A 17,329-nucleotide genomic window follows, 5' to 3' on the forward strand; every position below is an offset into this window, starting at 1 on the left:
ACTGTTCACTATTAACTATTCACTGCCTTAGTCCGTTTTCCATTTGGTAAACATCTTCTTCACCAGGAACGGGGTGAGTTTCAGTGAGGCACCGAGCATCTGACCGATGCCTTTCGGGAAAACGAAGTGCAGGGCGTTCTTGATGCCGTTGTAGGTGGCTTCGTCAAAGGGATACCAGAAGATGTTGCGCTTGGAGGGCAGGATATCCCAGTTGACCGCTTTGGCCTGGGTCATTTCCTCCAGGCCTTCCGGGCCGTGGGTACGGCCGATACCGGATTCCTTCCAGCCGCCCCAGGGGGTTTCGGACAGGCCGTGGCTGTACAGGTGGTCGTTGATGGTGGTGACCCCGGACTGCAGGCGGGCAGCGATGGCGCGACCGCGCTTGTTGTTTTTTGTCCACACGGAGGAGGTCAGCGCAAGCTTGGATTCGTTGGCCTTGCGGATGGCCTCTTCTTCGTTGGCCACGCGTTGCACGGCAATCAGTGGCCCGAAGGTCTCGTCGCACATGGTGAGCATGTCATCGGTGACATTGGTCAGCAGCGTGGCCGGGTGGAAGAAGCCGTTCTCCACATTGCCCACCGGGCGGGACTGGGCCTCGATACGGGCGCCCTTGGCCAGAGCGTCTTCCAGATGTTGCTGCACGGTGCGCAGCTGGCCGGCGGTGGTCAGGCTGCCGATATCCACATTGAAGTCGTTGCAGCCCACGCCGTGACGCAGTTGGCGGGTTTTCTTGGCGAGCAGATCGACAAACTGGTCGTAGACCGCGTCTACCACATACACCCGTTCCACACCGCCGCAGCTCTGGCCGGCATTCTGGTAACCGGCCCAGGCAGCACCGTTAGTGGCTCGCTCCAGGTCGGCATCTTCCAGTACCAGCATGGGGTCGTTGCCACCCAGCTCCAGGGAGACCGGGGTGAGGGTTTCGGCGGCCTGGGCCATCAGGGTCTTGCCGGCGGGGACGCTGCCGGTGAAGAACAGTTTGTCCACGCCATTATCGAAAAAGCCGGTGGCCACTTTGGAACCGGAGCCGACGATATGATGGAACAGGCCTTCGGGTAACTCTCCGGCAGCGATGATCTGCTCGATAGCGCGGCCCACAGCCGGCGTGGCGGCAGCCACTTTCAGCAGCACCGCATTACCGGCCATCAGGCCCATGACAATTTCACCGAAGGGGATCGACAGCGGATAGTTCCAGGGGCTGATGATGCCCACTACGCCCAGGGGAACGCGCAGCATGTGGGTCTTCTTGTTGAAGAACAGGATGCTGCCGCCGGGGCGGTTCTTCTCTTTCAGGTATTTTTCAGCGTTGTTTGCATACCATTTGCAGGCCAGGGCGCAGGGCAGCACTTCGGTGGCAAGGGCATCGGTAAGGGTCTTGCCGTTGCTTTCGCTGACGGTGCGAGCCAGGTCATCGGCACGATCGACGATGTAGCTGCGCATCATGGTGATATGACGGGCCCGTTCCTTGAACGATTTGGCCGCCCAGATTGCCTGGGCTTCACGGGCTTTAGCCATGATCTCAGGCAGTTTGGCCAGATCGGTTTCATTCAGCTCGGCCACGGCAGTGCCGGTGGCCGGGTTGGTGTCCAGTACGGTTTTGCTGTCCAGTTTTTCTTGCGCGGTCATGTGAGGAAGTCTCCATCACGACAGGTCGCAAAGGCGGCCTGTGGGCTGTTCAGAGGGGGCCAGTGTCTGGCTCCGGAAAAGGCACATAGGTAAACACAGAGTAGACATTCTGGCTAGTGCTGTTCGGGCCGATTTCAGGCTGCAACGCCTGGCTTTTGTTGCGCTTCCGCCAGTCGGAACGCCATGCGCTCGAAGGTCAGGGCAATGCGCTCCAGCGCGCCGGCAATCAGCTCGCGGTCGCGCTGGGCCAGATTGCCAGCGTCTTCCATGTCCAGTTTGAGCTTTTCAGATTGCAGGCGAAAGCCCTCGTCGACCTTGCCACGAGAGCAGGCCTGGTAGGCGGCCGCCAGGGCCAGTTGCCAGCGATGGGCGCTATCGACCAGTGCGGGCGGGGCATTGCTGCGTAGACGGCTTTGAAGCCACAGGGAGACCTGGCCCAGGTTCAGCCCGGTGAGGCCAAGATCGGTGAAGTGGCGTTGCGCCTCTGGCAGAGCCTTGTCACAGATGGTCAGCCAGCGCAGGCGGTCGGCCATGCGGGCGTTGAACCACTCCTCATTGATATTGGCGTCACCTGTCGTGGCCGCAGAGGGATTGCTCATTAACGTCAGGTCGGTGGCGGTCTGGCGGATCAGCCGGCGGCGCAGGTTGGGGCCATTGGGTGGCGTAATAAGGCGGAACATGAGGAAGGCGATAGCGATTCCTGCGGTGATTGCCAGGCCGTTACTGGCCACCCGTGCCACGTCAAAATCCATGGCGTTGCCCGGCTGCACCAGAATGATATAGGGGGTGCAGAAGCCCAGCCCAAGGGGCAGGGTCAGGCGCTTACTGATAGCCAGCAGGCCAACAAACAGGGGCGCGCCGAGAATCAGTATGAGTAGGGGAAAGTTGCCGTTATTGAGTGCCAGCAGGGGCAGGGTGAAAAACAGGGCCACCGGTGCGGCCAGTACGGAACTGAAGGTGGCCCGTTTCAGTACCTGATCTGGCTCTGGCAGGCGGGCAAACAGAATGGTGAACATCACTGGCATGATCATCAGCATGATGGCCATGGGGCTGGCCGTGCCCACCCAGAGCCCGGCGGCAAGGGCAAACACCAGCGCACTGCGCAGGCCCACGGCGGCGGCGATCTGCAGATCCCGATAAGGCCGCAGGCCCTGCGGTCGCAGTTGCACTTCATGGCTGAAATGCAGGGCACGGTTGGCCTCAAGAGCAAGAATCAGGTCGGCGGTCAGGTTCTGGGCGACCTGGAAGAAGCGACGCTGCAGTGGCGGCGCATCGTCGGTCTGTTCTCCGCGGGCTTCACGCAGTTGCTGGCGCAGGGTTTGGGCCTCTTTCATGGCCTGTTCGGCGGAAGGGGTTTCGCGCATGCGCTGGAACGCCGTCCGCAAGCCATCCAGCAGGTCGCGCAGGGCCGGGGTGAGCAGATCGTCGTGGTTACGCATCAGGCGTCCGATCACGCGGATGCGTGCCACCAGTGACAGGGTTTTGTGGCAGATCACAGTGGCCGCCCGGGCCCGCCCCGGGCCATGGCTGCCCTCGTAGTGAACGGCGCTGCTGTCATCACTGAGTGCAAAAATACTCTGTAGCAGAGTATCCACCTGATTGTGGCGTTTGGCGTGGGTGCCCGCCGGATCCAGTTCCAGTTCCAGATAGGCCAGTGTCTGGTTGAGGGCGGTACGGGCATGCTCCTTGAGCAGACTGCTGACCCGCACCGGCCACAGCAGGCTGCTGACCAGGGTGGCGCAGAGGGCACCGAGAATGATCTCACTGACCCGGGCGTTGGCGATGTGGAAAATGCCCAGACTGGAGGTATTGGCCGGGTCGACGATGGCCAGCACGACAATGAGGGTGGCGGTGATGCCCGCCATGGCGAAACCGTAGATGAAATTGGCCTGGCGCACCCAGGCGGAAGCGCCGGCATTGAGACCGATCCACAGGGTCAGTGCGCCAATAGCCAGTGCCGGGTAGGGAAGCAGCCAGGCAAGGATCAGCAGCCCCGCGACGCCCCCCACCAAGGTACCGCCGATCTGGCAGAAGCCTTTTTCAATCACCAGCCCGGTTTCCGGGCGAACTTGCAGGAACACTGCGGAAATCAGAGCCCAATAGGGGCGGTCCAGTTGCAACAACATGGACAGATAGAGTGCCAGCGACATGGCGATGACACCCTTGGTGGCGAACAGCAGAGATTGGCGGTCTGGCGTGAGCAGGACGGCCAGTCGCGGATCCAGTGTCATTGGGCGCTCTTGGTGTCCCGCTCGTGGAGCCGCACCGTGGCTGTCATGCCGGCGGCCAGCAGAATGTCGTCGGGGATGTGGTCCAGCTCGATATGGACGGGGATGCGTTGGGCCAGCCGCACCCAATTGAAGGTCTGCTGGACCTGGGGCAGTAATTGGCCGTCGGTCTGGGTGTTGGCGTTGGCGATGGCCTGGCCCACGCTGGTGACCTTGCCGCGCAGTTTGCGGGCGCCGTTCATCAGAACCACTGTGGCCCGCTGGCCCACTTCCACCATCGGTAGCTTGGTTTCTTCGAAGTAGCCGGTGACATAGAAGCTGCCGGCCTTGACCATGGAGACCACCGGGGTGCCCTGGTTAACGAAGTTGCCCTGTTGCAGGGTCAGGTTGACGATGGTGCCATCGGCGGGGGCTTCCACCCGGGTCCGCTCCAGATTGATTCTGGCGCTGGCCAGCTCGGCTTCGGCCAGGGCCACATTGGCAGCGGCAAGCTGGGCCTCGATGCGGGCGCTGTCCAGTTCTTCGCGGCTGATGCTGTTGCCGGCGTGCAGTCGCTTGCGTCGTTCGTATTGATGTTCCGCCAGGCGCAGGGATTCCTGCTCGTGGAGCAGCTGGGCCTCGGCCCGGGCCAGAGTGGCCCGGTAGCGGATGTCATCAATCCGGAACAGGGGGTCGCCCTGTTGTACTGTCTGGTCGTCACGAATGTGCAGCTCACGGACCCAACCGGACACATCCGGGGATAGCGTAATGATTTCGGCGCGCACCTTGCCGTCGCGGGTCCAGGGCGCATAGAGGTAATAATTCCACACCCAGTTACCGGCCAGCAGCGCCAGAATGACCAGAACCACAGTAATCAGGATGCGAAGCGGTTGTTGCATTGCTAACTCAGTATCCGTAGGGAGAGGGCGACAAAACAGATAAACAGTGACAGATAGACCCAGGCGCTTTTCCAGAGTTGCTGATGCCAACCCAGTTTACGCAGCAGCAGAAAGGTCAGCAGGGTGAGCCCCATGGCCAGCAGCACGAACAGCACCATGGGGCTGATCAGCAATCCGCCTACCGGAATTTCATGCAGCCACATCGTCGTTCCCTGGCAGTGTCATGTTAGCGAGCATGGTAACGGATAATTAGGGGTCGCTGTAGGAGCACCTCTCGAGGTGCGAACCCGAGCCCTGAAAAGGGGTTCGCACCTCGAGAGGTGCTCCTGCAGGTGCCATAAGCGGAGGTCGGGTTAAGCCTGTTTCCGCGCCATGGTCATCCTGGGCCTTGTGTGCCGATTCACAGCATCAGATTTTCGAGCAGACGGGTGTAGATGTGAGTCAGGGTATCCAGTTCACTGATACTGGTGTGTTCGTCCACCTTGTGGATGGTGGCATTGGTGGGGCCCAGCTCCACCACCTGGCTGCCGGTGGGAGCAATAAAGCGTCCGTCACTGGTGCCGCCGGCGGTGGACAGCTCGGTGTTGCGACCGGTGACATCACGGATGGCCGCTACGGCGGCATCGACCAGGGCGCCGCGATCGGTGAGGAATGGCTGCCCGGACAGAGTCCACTGCAGGTCGTAATCCAGGCCATGTTTGTCCAGGACCGCCTCGGTGCGCTCGCGCAGCAGGGCATCGGTCAGTTCCGTGGAGAAACGGAAGTTGAAAATGACCTCGCAGGTGCCGGGAATTACATTGGTGGCACCGGTGCCGGCGTTGATGTTGGAAATCTGGAAACTGGTGGCCGGGAAGAAATCGTTACCCTGATCCCATTCCGTGGCGGCCAGCTCGGCCAGCGCCGGTGCCGCATCGTGCACCGGGTTGCGGGCAAGGTGCGGATAGGCCACATGGCCCTGAATGCCTTTGACGGTGAGCCGTGCGCCCAGGGAGCCACGGCGACCATTCTTGATCACATCGCCCACGGTGTCGGTGGACGAGGGCTCGCCCACCAGGCAGAAGTCGATGTGCTCGTTGCGGGCCTGCAGATGTTCGACCACCTTGACGGTGCCGTTCACTGACGGCCCTTCCTCATCGGCGGTGATCAATAGCGCCAGGCTGCCGTTGTGGTCCGGATGGGCGGCGACGAAATCCTCGATGGCCACCATCATGGCGGCGATGGAGCCTTTCATGTCCGCCGCGCCGCGACCATAAAGCAGATCGCCTTCCTCGGTGGGGGTGAAGGGATCGTACTTCCAGGCTGACACATCCCCGGTGGGCACCACATCGGTGTGCCCGGCAAAGGCAAACACCGGCCCTTGCTTGCCACGACGGGCCCACAGGTTCCGCACTTCCTCGAACCAAAGGGTTTCGCACTGGAAACCGAGGGCTTCGAGTTTTTCAATCATCCAGTCCTGACAGCCTTCGTCCTCGGGAGTCACGGAGGCGCGGCGGATGAGTTCTTTGGTGTAGTCGAGGGTGCGGGACATGGGTCTTCCAGAATCGGTGGTTCGAAGCCGCTGTAGGAGCACCTCTCGAGGTGCGAAGGGGGGTTGCGAGTCACGAGTTACGAGAAGCGAACGGCAAAACCGGTTTTGATTTTCGCAACTCGTACCTCGTTACTCGCTTCTGGCCTTTGTTCGCACCTCGAGAGGTGCTCCTACAGGTGGTCCGGTTGGGGCTTGGTGCCTCAGTTGTGCTTGTGCAGCTCTTCGTTCAGGGCGATGGCGCTCTTGTTGGTCAGACACTGCACTGCACCATTGGTGGTGTTGCGGCGGAACAGCAGGTCGGACTGGCCGGCCAGGTCGCGGGCCTTGACGGTGTCGACGATCTCGCCCTTGTCGTCCAGCAGCTGTACCTTGGAACCGGAGGTGATGTACAGGCCGGCTTCGATGGTGCAGCGGTCGCCCAGGGGGATGCCGGTGCCAGCATTGGCGCCCAGCAGACAGCCTTCGCCCAGGGAAATGATGATGTTACCGCCACCGGACAGGGTGCCCATGGTGGAGGCGCCACCGCCAATATCGGAGCCCTTGCCTACGAAAACGCCAGCAGAGATGCGGCCTTCGATCATGCCCGGACCTTCGGTACCGGCATTAAAGTTGATGAAGCCTTCGTGCATGATGGTGGTGCCTTCGCCCACATAGGCGCCCAGACGGACGCGGGCGGTATCGGCGATACGCACGCCCTTGGGCACCACGTAGTCGGTCATCTTGGGGAACTTGTCCACGCTGTTCACTTCCAGTACCTTGCCATTCAGACGGGCCAGCAGCTGACGCTCGGGAAGTTCGTCCAGGTCTACGGCCCCTTCGTTGGTCCAGGCCACATTGGGCAGCAGTGGGAACATGCCGGACAGGTTGACGCCGTGAGGCTTCACCAGACGGTGGGAGATCAGCTGCAGTTTCAGGTAGGCCTCCGGGGTGGACGCCGGCTCCGCATCGGTTTCCAGCACGGTGAGTACCACGGGACGATCGGATTCCTGGAATGCCACCGCATAGCTGGCTTCATGTTCAAAGCCGGCTTCGCGCCATTCGCGGGCAATGTGCTGCACCTGACGATGGGTCAGTTCGATGGCGGCATTGCCGCCCTGGTAACCGAGTTCGTCACGAATGACTTCCACCAGTTTGTCATCCGGATTGAGGGCCGGGTCCGGATAAAACACTTCCAGCCAGTTATCGTTGCGGTTCTTGGTGCCGCAGCCCAGGGCGATGGCGAAAAAGTTGCTCATGGTGTCCTCTCTTCAATGCGTCGGACGTCAGGCGTCTGACGTTTCTTAATTCAAAGTGTCTTTCCACTCATCGGCCTTGAAACCGGCGAGGATGAAATTGTCGTTTTGTAGAATCGGGCGTTTGATGATGGACGGATTCTCGGTTGCCACGGTGATGGCTTTTTCCGTGTTCATGGACTCTTTTACCGCATCGTCCAGTTTTCGCCAGGTGGTGCCGCGGCGGTTGATCACGGTTTCCCAGCCCAACGCCTCCAGCCACTGGCGAAGACGTTGCTCGGGCACGCCTTCCTTCTTGTAGTCATGGAAGTGATAGTCGATGCCGTTTTCATCCAGCCAGTTCATGGCTTTCTTCATGGTATCGCAGTTCTTGATACCGAAGATGGTCAGTTCCATGTGTTTTCCTCTTCGAGCTTCAAGCTACAAGCCTCAACGCGGGATTGTGTCGCAGAACCTTTCCGCGTTATCACCGCGCTTCATTTCTGCATTTGTGCGCGGGCAGGGTGCTTCAGGTTGAGCTAATCCTGATCCGTGTTGCAGCTTGAAGCTTGTGGCTTGTAGCTGTCTTTTACAGCGTATCCAGCAACGCCTTGATGCGTTTCGCCCCTTCGATACATTCTTCCAGCGGTGCCACCAACGCCATGCGCACCCGGTTCTGCCCCGGGTTTTTGCCGTTGACGGTCCTGGACAGGTAGCGACCGGGCAGCACGGTGACATTCTGCTCCGCTTGCAGGCGTCGGGCGAATTCCTCATCGGAAATCGGTGTTTTCGGCCACAGGTAAAAGCCCGCCGCCGGGGCGGATACCTTAAGTGGGCCGCCGAGAATGTCCAGTACCGCGTCGAATTTTTCCCGATACAGTGCCCGGTTTTTTTCCACGTGGGTTTCATCATTCCAGGCGGCGATGCTGGCCAGCTGGTGGTGAATGGGCATGGCACAACCGTGATAGGTGCGGTAGCGCAGGAAGCCCTTGAGGATTTCGCTGTCACCGGCCACGAAGCCGGAGCGAAGGCCTGGCAGGTTGGAGCGCTTGGACAGGGAGTGGAATACCACGCAGCGGCGATAGTCATCCCGGCCCAGTTCCGCACAGGCCTGAAGCAGGCCGGCGGGGGGCTTGTCCCGGTAGATTTCCGAGTAGCACTCGTCCGAGGCGATCACGAAATCGTATTTGTCGGCCAGCTGAATGAGGGCCTTGAGTTGGGCCTTGGTGAGCGTGGCGCCGGTGGGATTGCCGGGAGTGCAGATAAACAGCAGCTGGGTACGAATCCAGGTGTCTTCGCTGACCGCATCGAAATCCGGCTGCAAGCCGGTGTCGTCGGTGCAGGGCAGGTACAACGGCTCGCCACCGGCCAGCAGGGTGGCGCCTTCATAAATCTGGTAGAAGGGGTTGGGCATCAGTACCAGTGGTTGACGCTGGCGGTCGATGACAGCCTGGGTAAAAGCAAACAGGGCCTCCCGGGTGCCGTTTACCGGCAGTACCTGGCTGGCCGCATCCACGCTGTTGAGGTGGAAGCGGCGTTTGAGCCAGGCGGCAATGGCGTCACTCAGTTCCGGGATGCCGGCGGTGGTGGGGTAGCGCGACAGCAGGGCGCTGTTGTCGCGCAGCACCTGTTGCACAAAGTCCGGTGAGGGGTGCTTGGGTTCGCCAATGGACAGGGCAATGGGCGACTTGTCCGAGGCAGGCAAATCCTTGAACAGGAGTTTCAGTTTTTCAAACGGGTAAGGGTGCAACCGTTCCAGATCTGGGTTCATAAGGTCAGGAGTTTCCGTTGTTCTTGTCGTCGAGCTCTTTGATGAGGGTTTCCTGAAGTTCCTGGCACAGGGCCGGGTCGGAAACCGGTTCACCATCGAGATCGGTAATGAAGAAGACGTCTTCCACGCGCTCGCCCAGGGTGGCAATGCGGGCATTCTGCACCAGCAACTCAAAGCGCATGAAAATGCGGCCGATATGGGCGAGCAGGCCGGGGCGGTCCAGGGTCTGGATATCCACGGCGGTGCGGTCGTTGACGATATCGTTGCTGATCAATACCTGGGTGGGCACATCGAAATGTTTGTGTCGACGAGGCATACGTCGGCTCACCGTGGAGGAGAAGCGTTCCGGATGCTTCAGGGTCTCGGTGAGCGTCTTGCGAATCTGTTCGATGCGCGGCCAGTCCTCGCCAATGGGGGTGCCGTGCTCGTCCAATACGATATAGGTATCCAGGCTGAAGCCGTCGGCACTGGTAATGATGCGCGCGTCCATGATGGTCAGGCCCAGGGTGTCCAGGGCGTTCACCGTGGCGCTGAACAGGTTGCGGGTGTCCGGGGTGTAGATAAAGATCTGCGAGCCGCCGGCCAGTACGCTCTGGCTGGATTCGCGGATCAGCACCAGCGGGTCTTCCGGGTTATCCCGGTCTAGCAGGGCTTCGGTATGCCAGGAAATATCCCGGGGTGTTTCGCGCAGGAAGTATTCGTCGCCGATATTCGCCCACAGGGATTCGATAGCTTTGGGGTCGTGGTCCCGCTCGGTGAGCATCTTCATTGCCGCATCGCGGGTTTCGTCGATCCAGTCCTGTTTGTCCACCGGGTTGTTGAGGCCCCGGCGCAGGGCGCGCTTGGTCTCTGTGTAGAGCTGACGCAGCAGGGAGGCGCGCCAGGAGTTCCACAGGGTGGGGTTGGTGGCGTTGATGTCGGCCACGGTCAGCACGTAGAGATAATCCAGGTGCACCAGGTCCCCCACCTTGCGGGCAAATTCGTAGACCACGTCCGGGTCGGAGATGTCCTTGCGCTGGGCGGTCACGCTCATGGTCAGATGATTTCTCACCAGCCAGGCCACCAGTTTGCCGTCCCAGGCGGTGAGCCCATGGCGCTGGCAGAAGGCAATGGCATCTTCCGCGCCCAGCTCGGAATGATCGCCGCCACGACCCTTGGCGATATCGTGGTAAAGGCCGGCAGCGTAGAGCAGTTCCGGTTTGGGCAGGCGGTAGAACACCTCGCTGGCCAGGGGGAATTCCTCGCGCAGGTCTTCATAGCGCAGCCGGCGCATGTTCTTGATGACCAGCAGGGTATGGGCATCCACGGTGTAGATGTGGAATAGGTCGTACTGCATCATGCCGATGATGCCGCCGAACTCCGGCAAATATTTGCCGAGAATGCCGTAGCGTTTCATGCGCCGCAGTTGCGAGAACAGGGCGTGGGGGCTGCGCAACAACTGCATGAACAGGCCGGTGTTTTCCGGGTCGTTGCGGAACGCGTCGTTGATCTGTCGACGGTTGTAGATCAACGCCCGTACCGTGGAGGCGCGTATCCCTTTCAGTTCCGGGTTCTGAGCCATCAGCACAAAGGCTTCCAGCAGGGCGCTGGGGTGCTTCTCGAAGACCTGCGGGCTGGTTACTTCCAGGTAGTCGTTGCGCACCTGGAAGCGGCGGTTGAGCGGGCGCACCTGGTCCGGCTTCTCGTTGTGCAGGATCACCTCATCGAATAGCTGCAGCAGCATCTCGTTGAGTACCGACAGGGCCAGCGCCACCCGGTAGAAGCCTTTCATGAAATGCTCCACCGCCAGATTGGCGCTGGAATCCTCGTGGCCCAGACGGGTGGCGAGCTGGCGTTGATGATCGAATAGCAGCCGGTTTTCGTTGCGCTCGGTATGCACATGCAATTGCCAGCGTACTTCCCAGAGATAATCCAGGCACTTGCGCAGTACGCCGTATTCTTCGGCGGTCAGAAAACCCACATCTACCAGGGCTTCCAGGCTGTCGGCATTGAAGTGGCGTTTGGCAACCCAGGCGATCATCTGCACGTCGCGGAGGCCGCCGGGGGCATTTTTCAGGTCCGGTTCCAGGTTGTACTCGGTGTCGTTGAAGCGCTTGTGGCGGACCACCTGTTCCTGCCACTTGGCGGCGAAGAAGGCGGCTGAATCCCACATGTGCTCGGGGCCGGTGCGCTCTTCCAGCTGTACGCGAAGGGTGTCGCTGCCTCCCAGGGTGCGCGCTTCCATGATGTTGGTGGCAACGGTGATGTCTTCCCGGGCCAGATCCACGCATTCATCCAGAGTGCGCACCGCATGGCCGATTTCCAGGCCCATATCCCACAGGAAAGCGACGAAACGCTCCAGGCAATCGCGCAGGCTCTGATCCGGACTGTCGGCCATCAACACCAGTACGTCCACATCAGAACAGGGGTGAAGCTCGGCCCGGCCATAGCCGCCTACGGCCACCAGTGCCACTCCATCCCGGTCGGCGAGTCCGAACAGGGACCAGGCGGCAATCATCACCTGGTCCACCAGATCGGCCCGGGCGCGGACCAGCTCGGTAATGTCGGTGGAGGCAAAGGCCTGGTTCAGGCGCTCCTGACCCTGCTCCAGATACTGGCGGGCATACTGGCCCGGCTGGGCGCTTTCCTGGAGGGCCTCAAACAGTTGTTCATGGGGCAGGGCAGGGGAAAGAGTCATACGGATCCTGTAATGAAGTTGCGGGCATGCCGGCCTTGGGCAAGGAAGGCCGGCATGAAACCGGTGGCTGGCCCGTGTCAGTACAGATCGGTTTCCTCGCTGCGGGCCGTCAGTACCTCATAACCATCGGCGGTGACGGCGATGGTGTGTTCCCACTGGGCAGACAGCTTGCGGTCCTTGGTGACCACGGTCCAGTTGTCCGGTAGCAGCTTGTTGGCCGCCTTGCCGGCGTTGATCATGGGTTCGATGGTGAACACCATGCCTTCCTGCAATTCAAGACCCGTGCCAGGCTTGCCGTAATGCACCACCTGGGGCTCTTCATGGAATCCCTCGCCGATGCCGTGGCCGCAGTATTCGCGCACTACAGAGAAGCGTTCACCTTCCGCGATTTTCTGAATGCGGTGGCCGATATCGCCCAGGCGGACGCCGGGTTTGACCATGCGGATACCGGCCATCATGCACTCGCGGGTGGTTTCCACCAGCCGGCGGGCCAGTACCGAGGGCTCGCCCACATAAAACATCTTGGAGGTATCGCCGTGCCAGCCATCCTTGATCACGGTGACATCGATATTGACGATGTCGCCGTTCTTGAGAGCTTTACGGTCATTGGGAATGCCATGACAAACCACGTGGTTCACGGACGTGCAGACGGATTTCGGGAACGGAATACGGCCCGGTGCGCCGCCATAGCCCAGACAGGCGGGGATAGCATGCTGCTTGTTGACGATATGGTCGTGACAGATCCGGTCAAGTTCCTCGGTGGTGACCCCCGCCTTGACGTGCTCGCCAATCATTTCCAGGACTTCGGCGGCCAGTTTGCCCGCTTCGCGCATTTTGGCGATCTGTTCGGGGGTTTTGATGACTACATTCATGATACTTGAGGAAACTCCAGCTATTTCAGTGGGTTGAGCGGGTTTGTGTCAGCGCTCTCTACGCCGGTAATGCGCCTTTGGCGTTGCCCGGGAAGGGTGTCTGTGGTATAAAGCGCGCGCTTTCCCGCTCACTGACGGCCCTGTGGCGACAAGTGCCGCATTGTAACCGCCGTTGGGTGGGGAAGGAAATCACACATGCCCCGTCACATAGCCCCGGGTGCCGGACTTCCTGTTTAAGGTTGCTGGTTGGGTTTATGCGGGGGCGTGGAGGCCTAACCCAAAGTGGAGTATTAACAATGTCCAGCGTAACTATGCGCGATATGCTGAAGGCCGGTGTGCACTTCGGCCACCAGACCCGTTACTGGAACCCGAAGATGAATGCATACATCTTTGGCGCCCGTAACAAGATTCACATCATCAACCTGGAAAAGACCCTGCCCCTGTTCAACGACGCCATGGCGTTCCTGAACAAGCTGGCTGCCAGCAACAACAAGATCCTGTTTGTTGGTACCAAGCGTGCAGCGCAGAAAGCGGTGAGCGAAGAAGCTCAGCGTTGCGGTATGCCCTACGTTGATCACCGTTGGTTGGGCGGCATGCTCACCAACTGGAAAACCATCCGTCAGTCCATCAAGCGGTATCGCGAGCTGGAAGCCCAGTTCCAGGACGGCACCTTTGACAAGCTGACCAAGAAAGAAGCGCTGATGCGCAAGCGTGAGATGGACAAGCTCGAGCGCTCCATCGGTGGTATCAAGGACATGGGCGGTCTGCCTGATGCCCTGTTCGTGATCGACGTGGATCACGAAGACATCGCCCTGCAGGAAGCCCGCAAGCTGGGTATTCCGGTTGTAGCGGTGGTGGACACCAACTCCAACCCGGATGGCGTGGATTACGTGATCCCGGGTAACGACGACGCCATCCGTGCTATTCAGCTGTACGTGAAAGCGGCGGCCGACACCATTCTGGAAGGCAAGCAGTACGCCCAGAACCAGACCGGTGGTGAAAGCGAATTCGTCGAGGTAGCCGACGAGGCCGAAGGCGAGAAAGCCGAAGGTTGATCCGTCGAGGCAGGCCTTCGCGGCCTGCCTGTCTTACCGAAATTTACCAAATTGAGAGGATAATCATGGCTGCTGTAACTGCTGCAATGGTTAAGGAGCTTCGCGAGCGTACCGGTCTTGGCATGATGGAGTGCAAGAAGGCGCTGGTGGAAGCGGATGGCGATATCGAAAAAGCCATTGACGACATGCGTAAGTCCGGTCAGGCCAAAGCGGCCAAGAAAGCCGGTCGTACTGCCGCGGAAGGCGGTGTTGTGGTTGCGACCAACGACGCCAACACTGTGGCTGTAATGGTAGAGATCAACTCCGAAACCGATTTCGTGGCCCGTGATGACAACTTCCTGGGTTTCTGCGACAAAGTGGCTGGCGCTGCTCTGGCCGCTGGCGAAACCGACGCTGCCAAAATCGGCGAGCTGAAGCTGGAAGATGGTTCCACCGTTGAAGAAGCCCGTCAGGCGCTGGTTCAGAAGATCGGTGAGAACATCCAGATTCGTCGTGCTGCCAAGCTGGAAGCGGAGGGTGCCATTGGTGCCTACGTTCACGGCGGCCGTATCGGCGTGCTGGTAGCCCTGAAAGGCGGCGACGCCGAGCTGGGTAAAGATGTGGCCATGCACGTGGCTGCGGTTAACCCGATGGTAATCAGCGGTGATCAGGTTCCGGCGGAAACGCTGGAAAAAGAGAAAGAGATCATCCGTGCCCAGCCGGATATGGAAGGCAAGCCGGCCGAGATCGTCGAGAAGATGCTCGGTGGCCGTATCAACAAGTTCCTGAAAGAAGTGAGCTTGCTGGACCAGCCTTTCGTGAAGGATCCCAATACTTCCGTAGGTTCCCTGGTGAAGGGTGCCGGCGCCGAGATCATCGCTTTCGAGCGTCTGGTGGTGGGCGAAGGTATTGAGAAAGAAGAAGTCGATTTCGCTGCCGAGGTAGAAGCTGCAGCCAAAGGCTGAGTTGGCATCGATTGATGAGTAAAGAACGCCTTGCTGGCGAGATCAGCAGGGCGTTTTTTTCGCCTGATGACTGGCTGTTACAGGCGATTCAAGCAAAAGCGCTTGCAACCATCGTGCGGGGCGGTACTGTGCTAGCAGGCCATATACCGACGCGGGACGAGCGCAGCGTAAAGGCCGGTTTGAACCGGTAATATAGTAAGAGCGGGTATTCATGGGTGGCGCTTTCTTATGAGTGGTGGAGAACAAGACATGCCGACGAACAAGGAGCGCTCGCCGCGCTATAACCGTATTCTGCTCAAGCTGAGCGGTGAAGCGCTGGCGGGTGACGAAGGCTTCGGGATTGATCCCAAGGTACTGGACGCGATTTCCCTGGAAATCGGCCAGCTCGTCGGTATCGGGGTCCAGGTGGGCTTGGTAGTAGGTGGTGGTAACCTGTTCCGCGGTGCGGCCTTGCAAAGCGCTGGTCTGGACCGGGTGGCGGGCGATCATATGGGTATGCTGGCTACGGTAATGAATGGGCTGGCCCTGCGCGATGCGCTGGAGAGATCCAATATCCGCACCCGTCTGATGTCGGCCATCCCCATGAGCGGGGTGGTGGAGCATTATGACCACCGCAATGCCAATCGCCATCTCAAGAATGGTGAGGTGGTAATCTTCTGTGCCGGTACCGGCAATCCTTTCTTTACCACTGATTCCGCTGCCTGCCTTCGCGGTATCGAGATCAGTGCTGATGTGGTACTAAAAGCCACCAAGGTGGATGGGGTCTATAATGATGACCCGCAGAAGAACCCGGCCGCGGTCAAATACGACACCTTGACCTACGACGAGGTGCTGGATAAAAAACTCGGGGTTATGGATCTCACGGCCATCTGTCTGTGCCGTGATCACTCCATGCCTCTGCGCGTGTTTGATATGAACAAGAAGGGCGCGCTGCTGAACCTGATGCTGGGTGGCAGCGAAGGCACCCTGGTGGAAGCCGGGTAATCCCCGGGCAGCCATTGTCATGAAGTTTTGTGTTGTCCGCTTTGCGGGCGTTGCATAACAAGGGTCTGGTTGGCATCTCGAGGCTTGCCAGGCCCTGCTGAAAAGAAAGGCGAGGAATAACGGTGATTGACGATATTCGCAAAGATGCGGAATCCCGCATGAAGAAAAGTCTGGCTGCGCTGGATACCGCGCTGAAGCGTGTACGTACCGGACGTGCCCATCCCAGTCTGTTGGACAATATCACGGTGGATTACTATGGTGCGGAGACCCCATTGCAGCAGTTGGGCAATATCTCCGTAGAAGAGGGGCGGACACTGACCATCTCTCCCTTTGACAAGAGTCTGATTCCGCAGATTGAGCGGGCCATCATGACCTCCGACCTGGGCCTTAATCCGTCCACCTCTGGCAGCCTGATCCGGCTGCCGTTGCCGCCGCTGACCGAAGAAACTCGCCGGGATCTGGTCAAGGTTGTACGGGCTGAAGCCGAGCAGGCGCGGGTATCAGTGCGCAGTGTTCGCCGGGACGCCAACAGCGACCTGAAGGAGCTGCTGAAGGAAAAGGAAATTTCCGAGGATGAAGAGCGTCGCGGCGAAGAATTGATCCAGCAACTCACCGACAAGATGGTGGTGGAAGTGGATCGTGTGCTGAAAGAGAAAGAAGAGGAGTTGATGACCGTTTAGCACAATGGGTCATCATTCACTGATGCGGGCTGTGACCTGAAGCCAGGGATTCAGGTGTACGTCAGCCCGCTTTTTGTTATTTGGCGGATGCAGTATGGCCAGTGAAAACATCCACTCCAGCGCCCCGGACATCGACTCCCACCAGGGTGAACTTCCCCGGCATGTGGCCATAATCATGGATGGCAACAACCGCTGGGCCCGCAAGCAGGGGCTGCCCGGGGAAGAAGGGCATCGTGCCGGTGAGGCCACGGTGCAGACCATTATCCGCAGCGCCGCAGAACGGGGTATCGAAGCACTGACCCTGTTTGCCTTCAGCTCGGAGAACTGGCGTCGCCCGCAGGCGGAAGTGGATCACCTGATGGCGCTTTTCCTCAAGGCCCTGGGCGGCCGTGTGGAAGAGCTGCATGGCCATGGTGTGCGCATCCGTTTTATCGGTGATCGCAGTGCCTTTGCTGAGGACCTGCAAGAAGGCATGGCCGAGGCCGAGGCGCTGACCGCGGATAACTCGCGCATGACGGTGATCATCGCGGTGAACTACGGTGGCCAGTGGGATATTGCCCAGGCGGCCCGTCAGCTGGCTATCCAGGTGGAGCAGGGCCGTATCACGCCTGATCAGATCACACCCGAAGCCCTGGGGCAGCAGGTGGCCATGGCTGATCTGCCTCTGCCCGACCTGCTGATTCGCACTGGCGGAGACCAGCGCATCAGCAATTTTCTGCTGTGGCAACTGGCCTACAGCGAACTGTTTTTTTCCCCGCTTTTATGGCCTGATTTTAATGCGGACGCCTTTGCTGCCGCCTTGCAGGACTATGCCGGCCGCCAGCGACGTTTTGGACGCTCTGGCGAAGAAGTGGCCGGGTTGAAAGGAGAATAAG

16 protein-coding genes are annotated in these 17,329 nt (G+C 59.8%); 6 read left to right on the top strand and 10 right to left on the bottom strand.

The genetic code is table 11. From position 1 onward, the window contains the following. Positions 1 to 27: 27 nt before the first annotated feature. The 10 genes from KZ772_RS02095 to map all read right to left on the bottom strand — a co-directional run bounded on the left by KZ772_RS02095 (position 28) and on the right by map (position 12,791). The gene (locus tag KZ772_RS02095; protein ID WP_290538239.1) at positions 28 to 1,626 is read right to left on the bottom strand and encodes an aldehyde dehydrogenase family protein; all 1,599 of its coding nucleotides are present in this window, start codon (positions 1,624 to 1,626) and stop codon (positions 28 to 30) included. A gap of 134 nt (positions 1,627 to 1,760) precedes the next feature. Further along, a complete protein-coding gene (locus tag KZ772_RS02100) occupies positions 1,761 to 3,857 on the bottom strand; it encodes an FUSC family protein (protein ID WP_290538240.1) in 2,097 nt (698 codons plus the stop codon). Further along, on the bottom strand, positions 3,854 to 4,732 hold the full coding sequence (locus KZ772_RS02105) for an HlyD family secretion protein (RefSeq protein WP_290538241.1): 879 nt from the start codon (positions 4,730 to 4,732) through the stop codon (positions 3,854 to 3,856). Before KZ772_RS02105 ends, KZ772_RS02100 begins: the two co-directional genes overlap by 4 nt. 2 nt (positions 4,733 to 4,734) lie before the next feature. Next, entirely contained in the window at positions 4,735 to 4,935 is a 201-nt protein-coding gene (locus KZ772_RS02110; protein ID WP_290538242.1) for a DUF1656 domain-containing protein, read from the bottom strand. A gap of 197 nt (positions 4,936 to 5,132) precedes the next feature. Next, the gene (gene dapE, locus KZ772_RS02115; protein ID WP_290538243.1) at positions 5,133 to 6,260 is read right to left on the bottom strand and encodes a succinyl-diaminopimelate desuccinylase; all 1,128 of its coding nucleotides are present in this window, start codon (positions 6,258 to 6,260) and stop codon (positions 5,133 to 5,135) included. A 200-nt stretch (positions 6,261 to 6,460) separates the two neighbouring features. After that, a complete protein-coding gene (gene dapD, locus KZ772_RS02120) occupies positions 6,461 to 7,495 on the bottom strand; it encodes a 2,3,4,5-tetrahydropyridine-2,6-dicarboxylate N-succinyltransferase (protein WP_290538244.1) in 1,035 nt (344 codons plus the stop codon). A gap of 45 nt (positions 7,496 to 7,540) precedes the next feature. Then, complete coding sequence (locus KZ772_RS02125; protein ID WP_290538245.1) at positions 7,541 to 7,888, bottom strand: ArsC family reductase; 348 nt, start codon at positions 7,886 to 7,888, stop codon at positions 7,541 to 7,543. Between the two features lie 172 nt (positions 7,889 to 8,060). Continuing rightward, positions 8,061 to 9,242 carry a succinyldiaminopimelate transaminase gene (dapC, locus tag KZ772_RS02130; RefSeq protein ID WP_290538246.1) on the bottom strand — a complete coding sequence of 394 codons (1,182 nt, stop codon included), beginning with the start codon at positions 9,240 to 9,242 and terminating at the stop codon, positions 8,061 to 8,063. A 4-nt stretch (positions 9,243 to 9,246) separates the two neighbouring features. Continuing rightward, positions 9,247 to 11,919, bottom strand: coding sequence for a [protein-PII] uridylyltransferase (locus KZ772_RS02135; protein WP_290538247.1), 2,673 nt, complete (start codon positions 11,917 to 11,919; stop codon positions 9,247 to 9,249). Between the two features lie 77 nt (positions 11,920 to 11,996). Next, positions 11,997 to 12,791: a type I methionyl aminopeptidase gene (map, locus tag KZ772_RS02140; protein WP_290538248.1), complete on the bottom strand. Its 795-nt coding sequence runs from the start codon at positions 12,789 to 12,791 to the stop codon at positions 11,997 to 11,999. Positions 12,792 to 13,087: 296 nt separating this feature from the next. Here map and rpsB point away from each other — a divergent pair, with 296 nt between their 5' ends. From rpsB to uppS, 6 genes are all read left to right on the top strand, one after another. Beyond that, a complete protein-coding gene (rpsB, locus tag KZ772_RS02145) occupies positions 13,088 to 13,846 on the top strand; it encodes a 30S ribosomal protein S2 (protein WP_062817763.1) in 759 nt (252 codons plus the stop codon). A 65-nt stretch (positions 13,847 to 13,911) separates the two neighbouring features. After that, on the top strand, positions 13,912 to 14,790 hold the full coding sequence (tsf, locus tag KZ772_RS02150) for a translation elongation factor Ts (RefSeq protein WP_290538249.1): 879 nt from the start codon (positions 13,912 to 13,914) through the stop codon (positions 14,788 to 14,790). Positions 14,791 to 14,804: 14 nt separating this feature from the next. Next, on the top strand, positions 14,805 to 14,981 hold the full coding sequence (locus KZ772_RS02155; protein WP_290538250.1) for a hypothetical protein: 177 nt from the start codon (positions 14,805 to 14,807) through the stop codon (positions 14,979 to 14,981). A gap of 58 nt (positions 14,982 to 15,039) precedes the next feature. Then, entirely contained in the window at positions 15,040 to 15,774 is a 735-nt protein-coding gene (pyrH, locus tag KZ772_RS02160; protein ID WP_062817765.1) for a UMP kinase, read from the top strand. A gap of 122 nt (positions 15,775 to 15,896) precedes the next feature. Beyond that, positions 15,897 to 16,454, top strand: coding sequence for a ribosome recycling factor (gene frr / locus KZ772_RS02165; RefSeq protein WP_290510556.1), 558 nt, complete (start codon positions 15,897 to 15,899; stop codon positions 16,452 to 16,454). Positions 16,455 to 16,548: 94 nt separating this feature from the next. Further along, complete coding sequence (gene uppS / locus KZ772_RS02170) at positions 16,549 to 17,328, top strand: polyprenyl diphosphate synthase (protein ID WP_290538251.1); 780 nt, start codon at positions 16,549 to 16,551, stop codon at positions 17,326 to 17,328. Position 17,329: the final 1 nt, after the last annotated feature.

The sequence above is a fragment of the Alcanivorax sp. genome (assembly GCF_019431375.1).
Classification (GTDB): Bacteria; Pseudomonadota; Gammaproteobacteria; order Pseudomonadales; family Alcanivoracaceae; genus Alcanivorax; species Alcanivorax jadensis_A.

Coding starts and splice junctions, on each gene's coding strand:
- KZ772_RS02095 (WP_290538239.1), bottom strand. CDS start 1,626: ATGACCGCGCAAGAAAAACTGGACAGCAAAACCGTACTGGACACCAAC.
- KZ772_RS02100 (WP_290538240.1), bottom strand. CDS start 3,857: ATGACACTGGATCCGCGACTGGCCGTCCTGCTCACGCCAGACCGCCAA.
- KZ772_RS02105 (WP_290538241.1), bottom strand. CDS start 4,732: ATGCAACAACCGCTTCGCATCCTGATTACTGTGGTTCTGGTCATTCTG.
- KZ772_RS02110 (WP_290538242.1), bottom strand. CDS start 4,935: ATGTGGCTGCATGAAATTCCGGTAGGCGGATTGCTGATCAGCCCCATG.
- dapE (WP_290538243.1), bottom strand. CDS start 6,260: ATGTCCCGCACCCTCGACTACACCAAAGAACTCATCCGCCGCGCCTCC.
- dapD (WP_290538244.1), bottom strand. CDS start 7,495: ATGAGCAACTTTTTCGCCATCGCCCTGGGCTGCGGCACCAAGAACCGC.
- KZ772_RS02125 (WP_290538245.1), bottom strand. CDS start 7,888: ATGGAACTGACCATCTTCGGTATCAAGAACTGCGATACCATGAAGAAA.
- dapC (WP_290538246.1), bottom strand. CDS start 9,242: ATGAACCCAGATCTGGAACGGTTGCACCCTTACCCGTTTGAAAAACTG.
- KZ772_RS02135 (WP_290538247.1), bottom strand. CDS start 11,919: ATGACTCTTTCCCCTGCCCTGCCCCATGAACAACTGTTTGAGGCCCTC.
- map (WP_290538248.1), bottom strand. CDS start 12,791: ATGAATGTAGTCATCAAAACCCCCGAACAGATCGCCAAAATGCGCGAA.
- rpsB (WP_062817763.1), top strand. CDS start 13,088: ATGTCCAGCGTAACTATGCGCGATATGCTGAAGGCCGGTGTGCACTTC.
- tsf (WP_290538249.1), top strand. CDS start 13,912: ATGGCTGCTGTAACTGCTGCAATGGTTAAGGAGCTTCGCGAGCGTACC.
- KZ772_RS02155 (WP_290538250.1), top strand. CDS start 14,805: ATGAGTAAAGAACGCCTTGCTGGCGAGATCAGCAGGGCGTTTTTTTCG.
- pyrH (WP_062817765.1), top strand. CDS start 15,040: ATGCCGACGAACAAGGAGCGCTCGCCGCGCTATAACCGTATTCTGCTC.
- uppS (WP_290538251.1), top strand. CDS start 16,549: ATGGCCAGTGAAAACATCCACTCCAGCGCCCCGGACATCGACTCCCAC.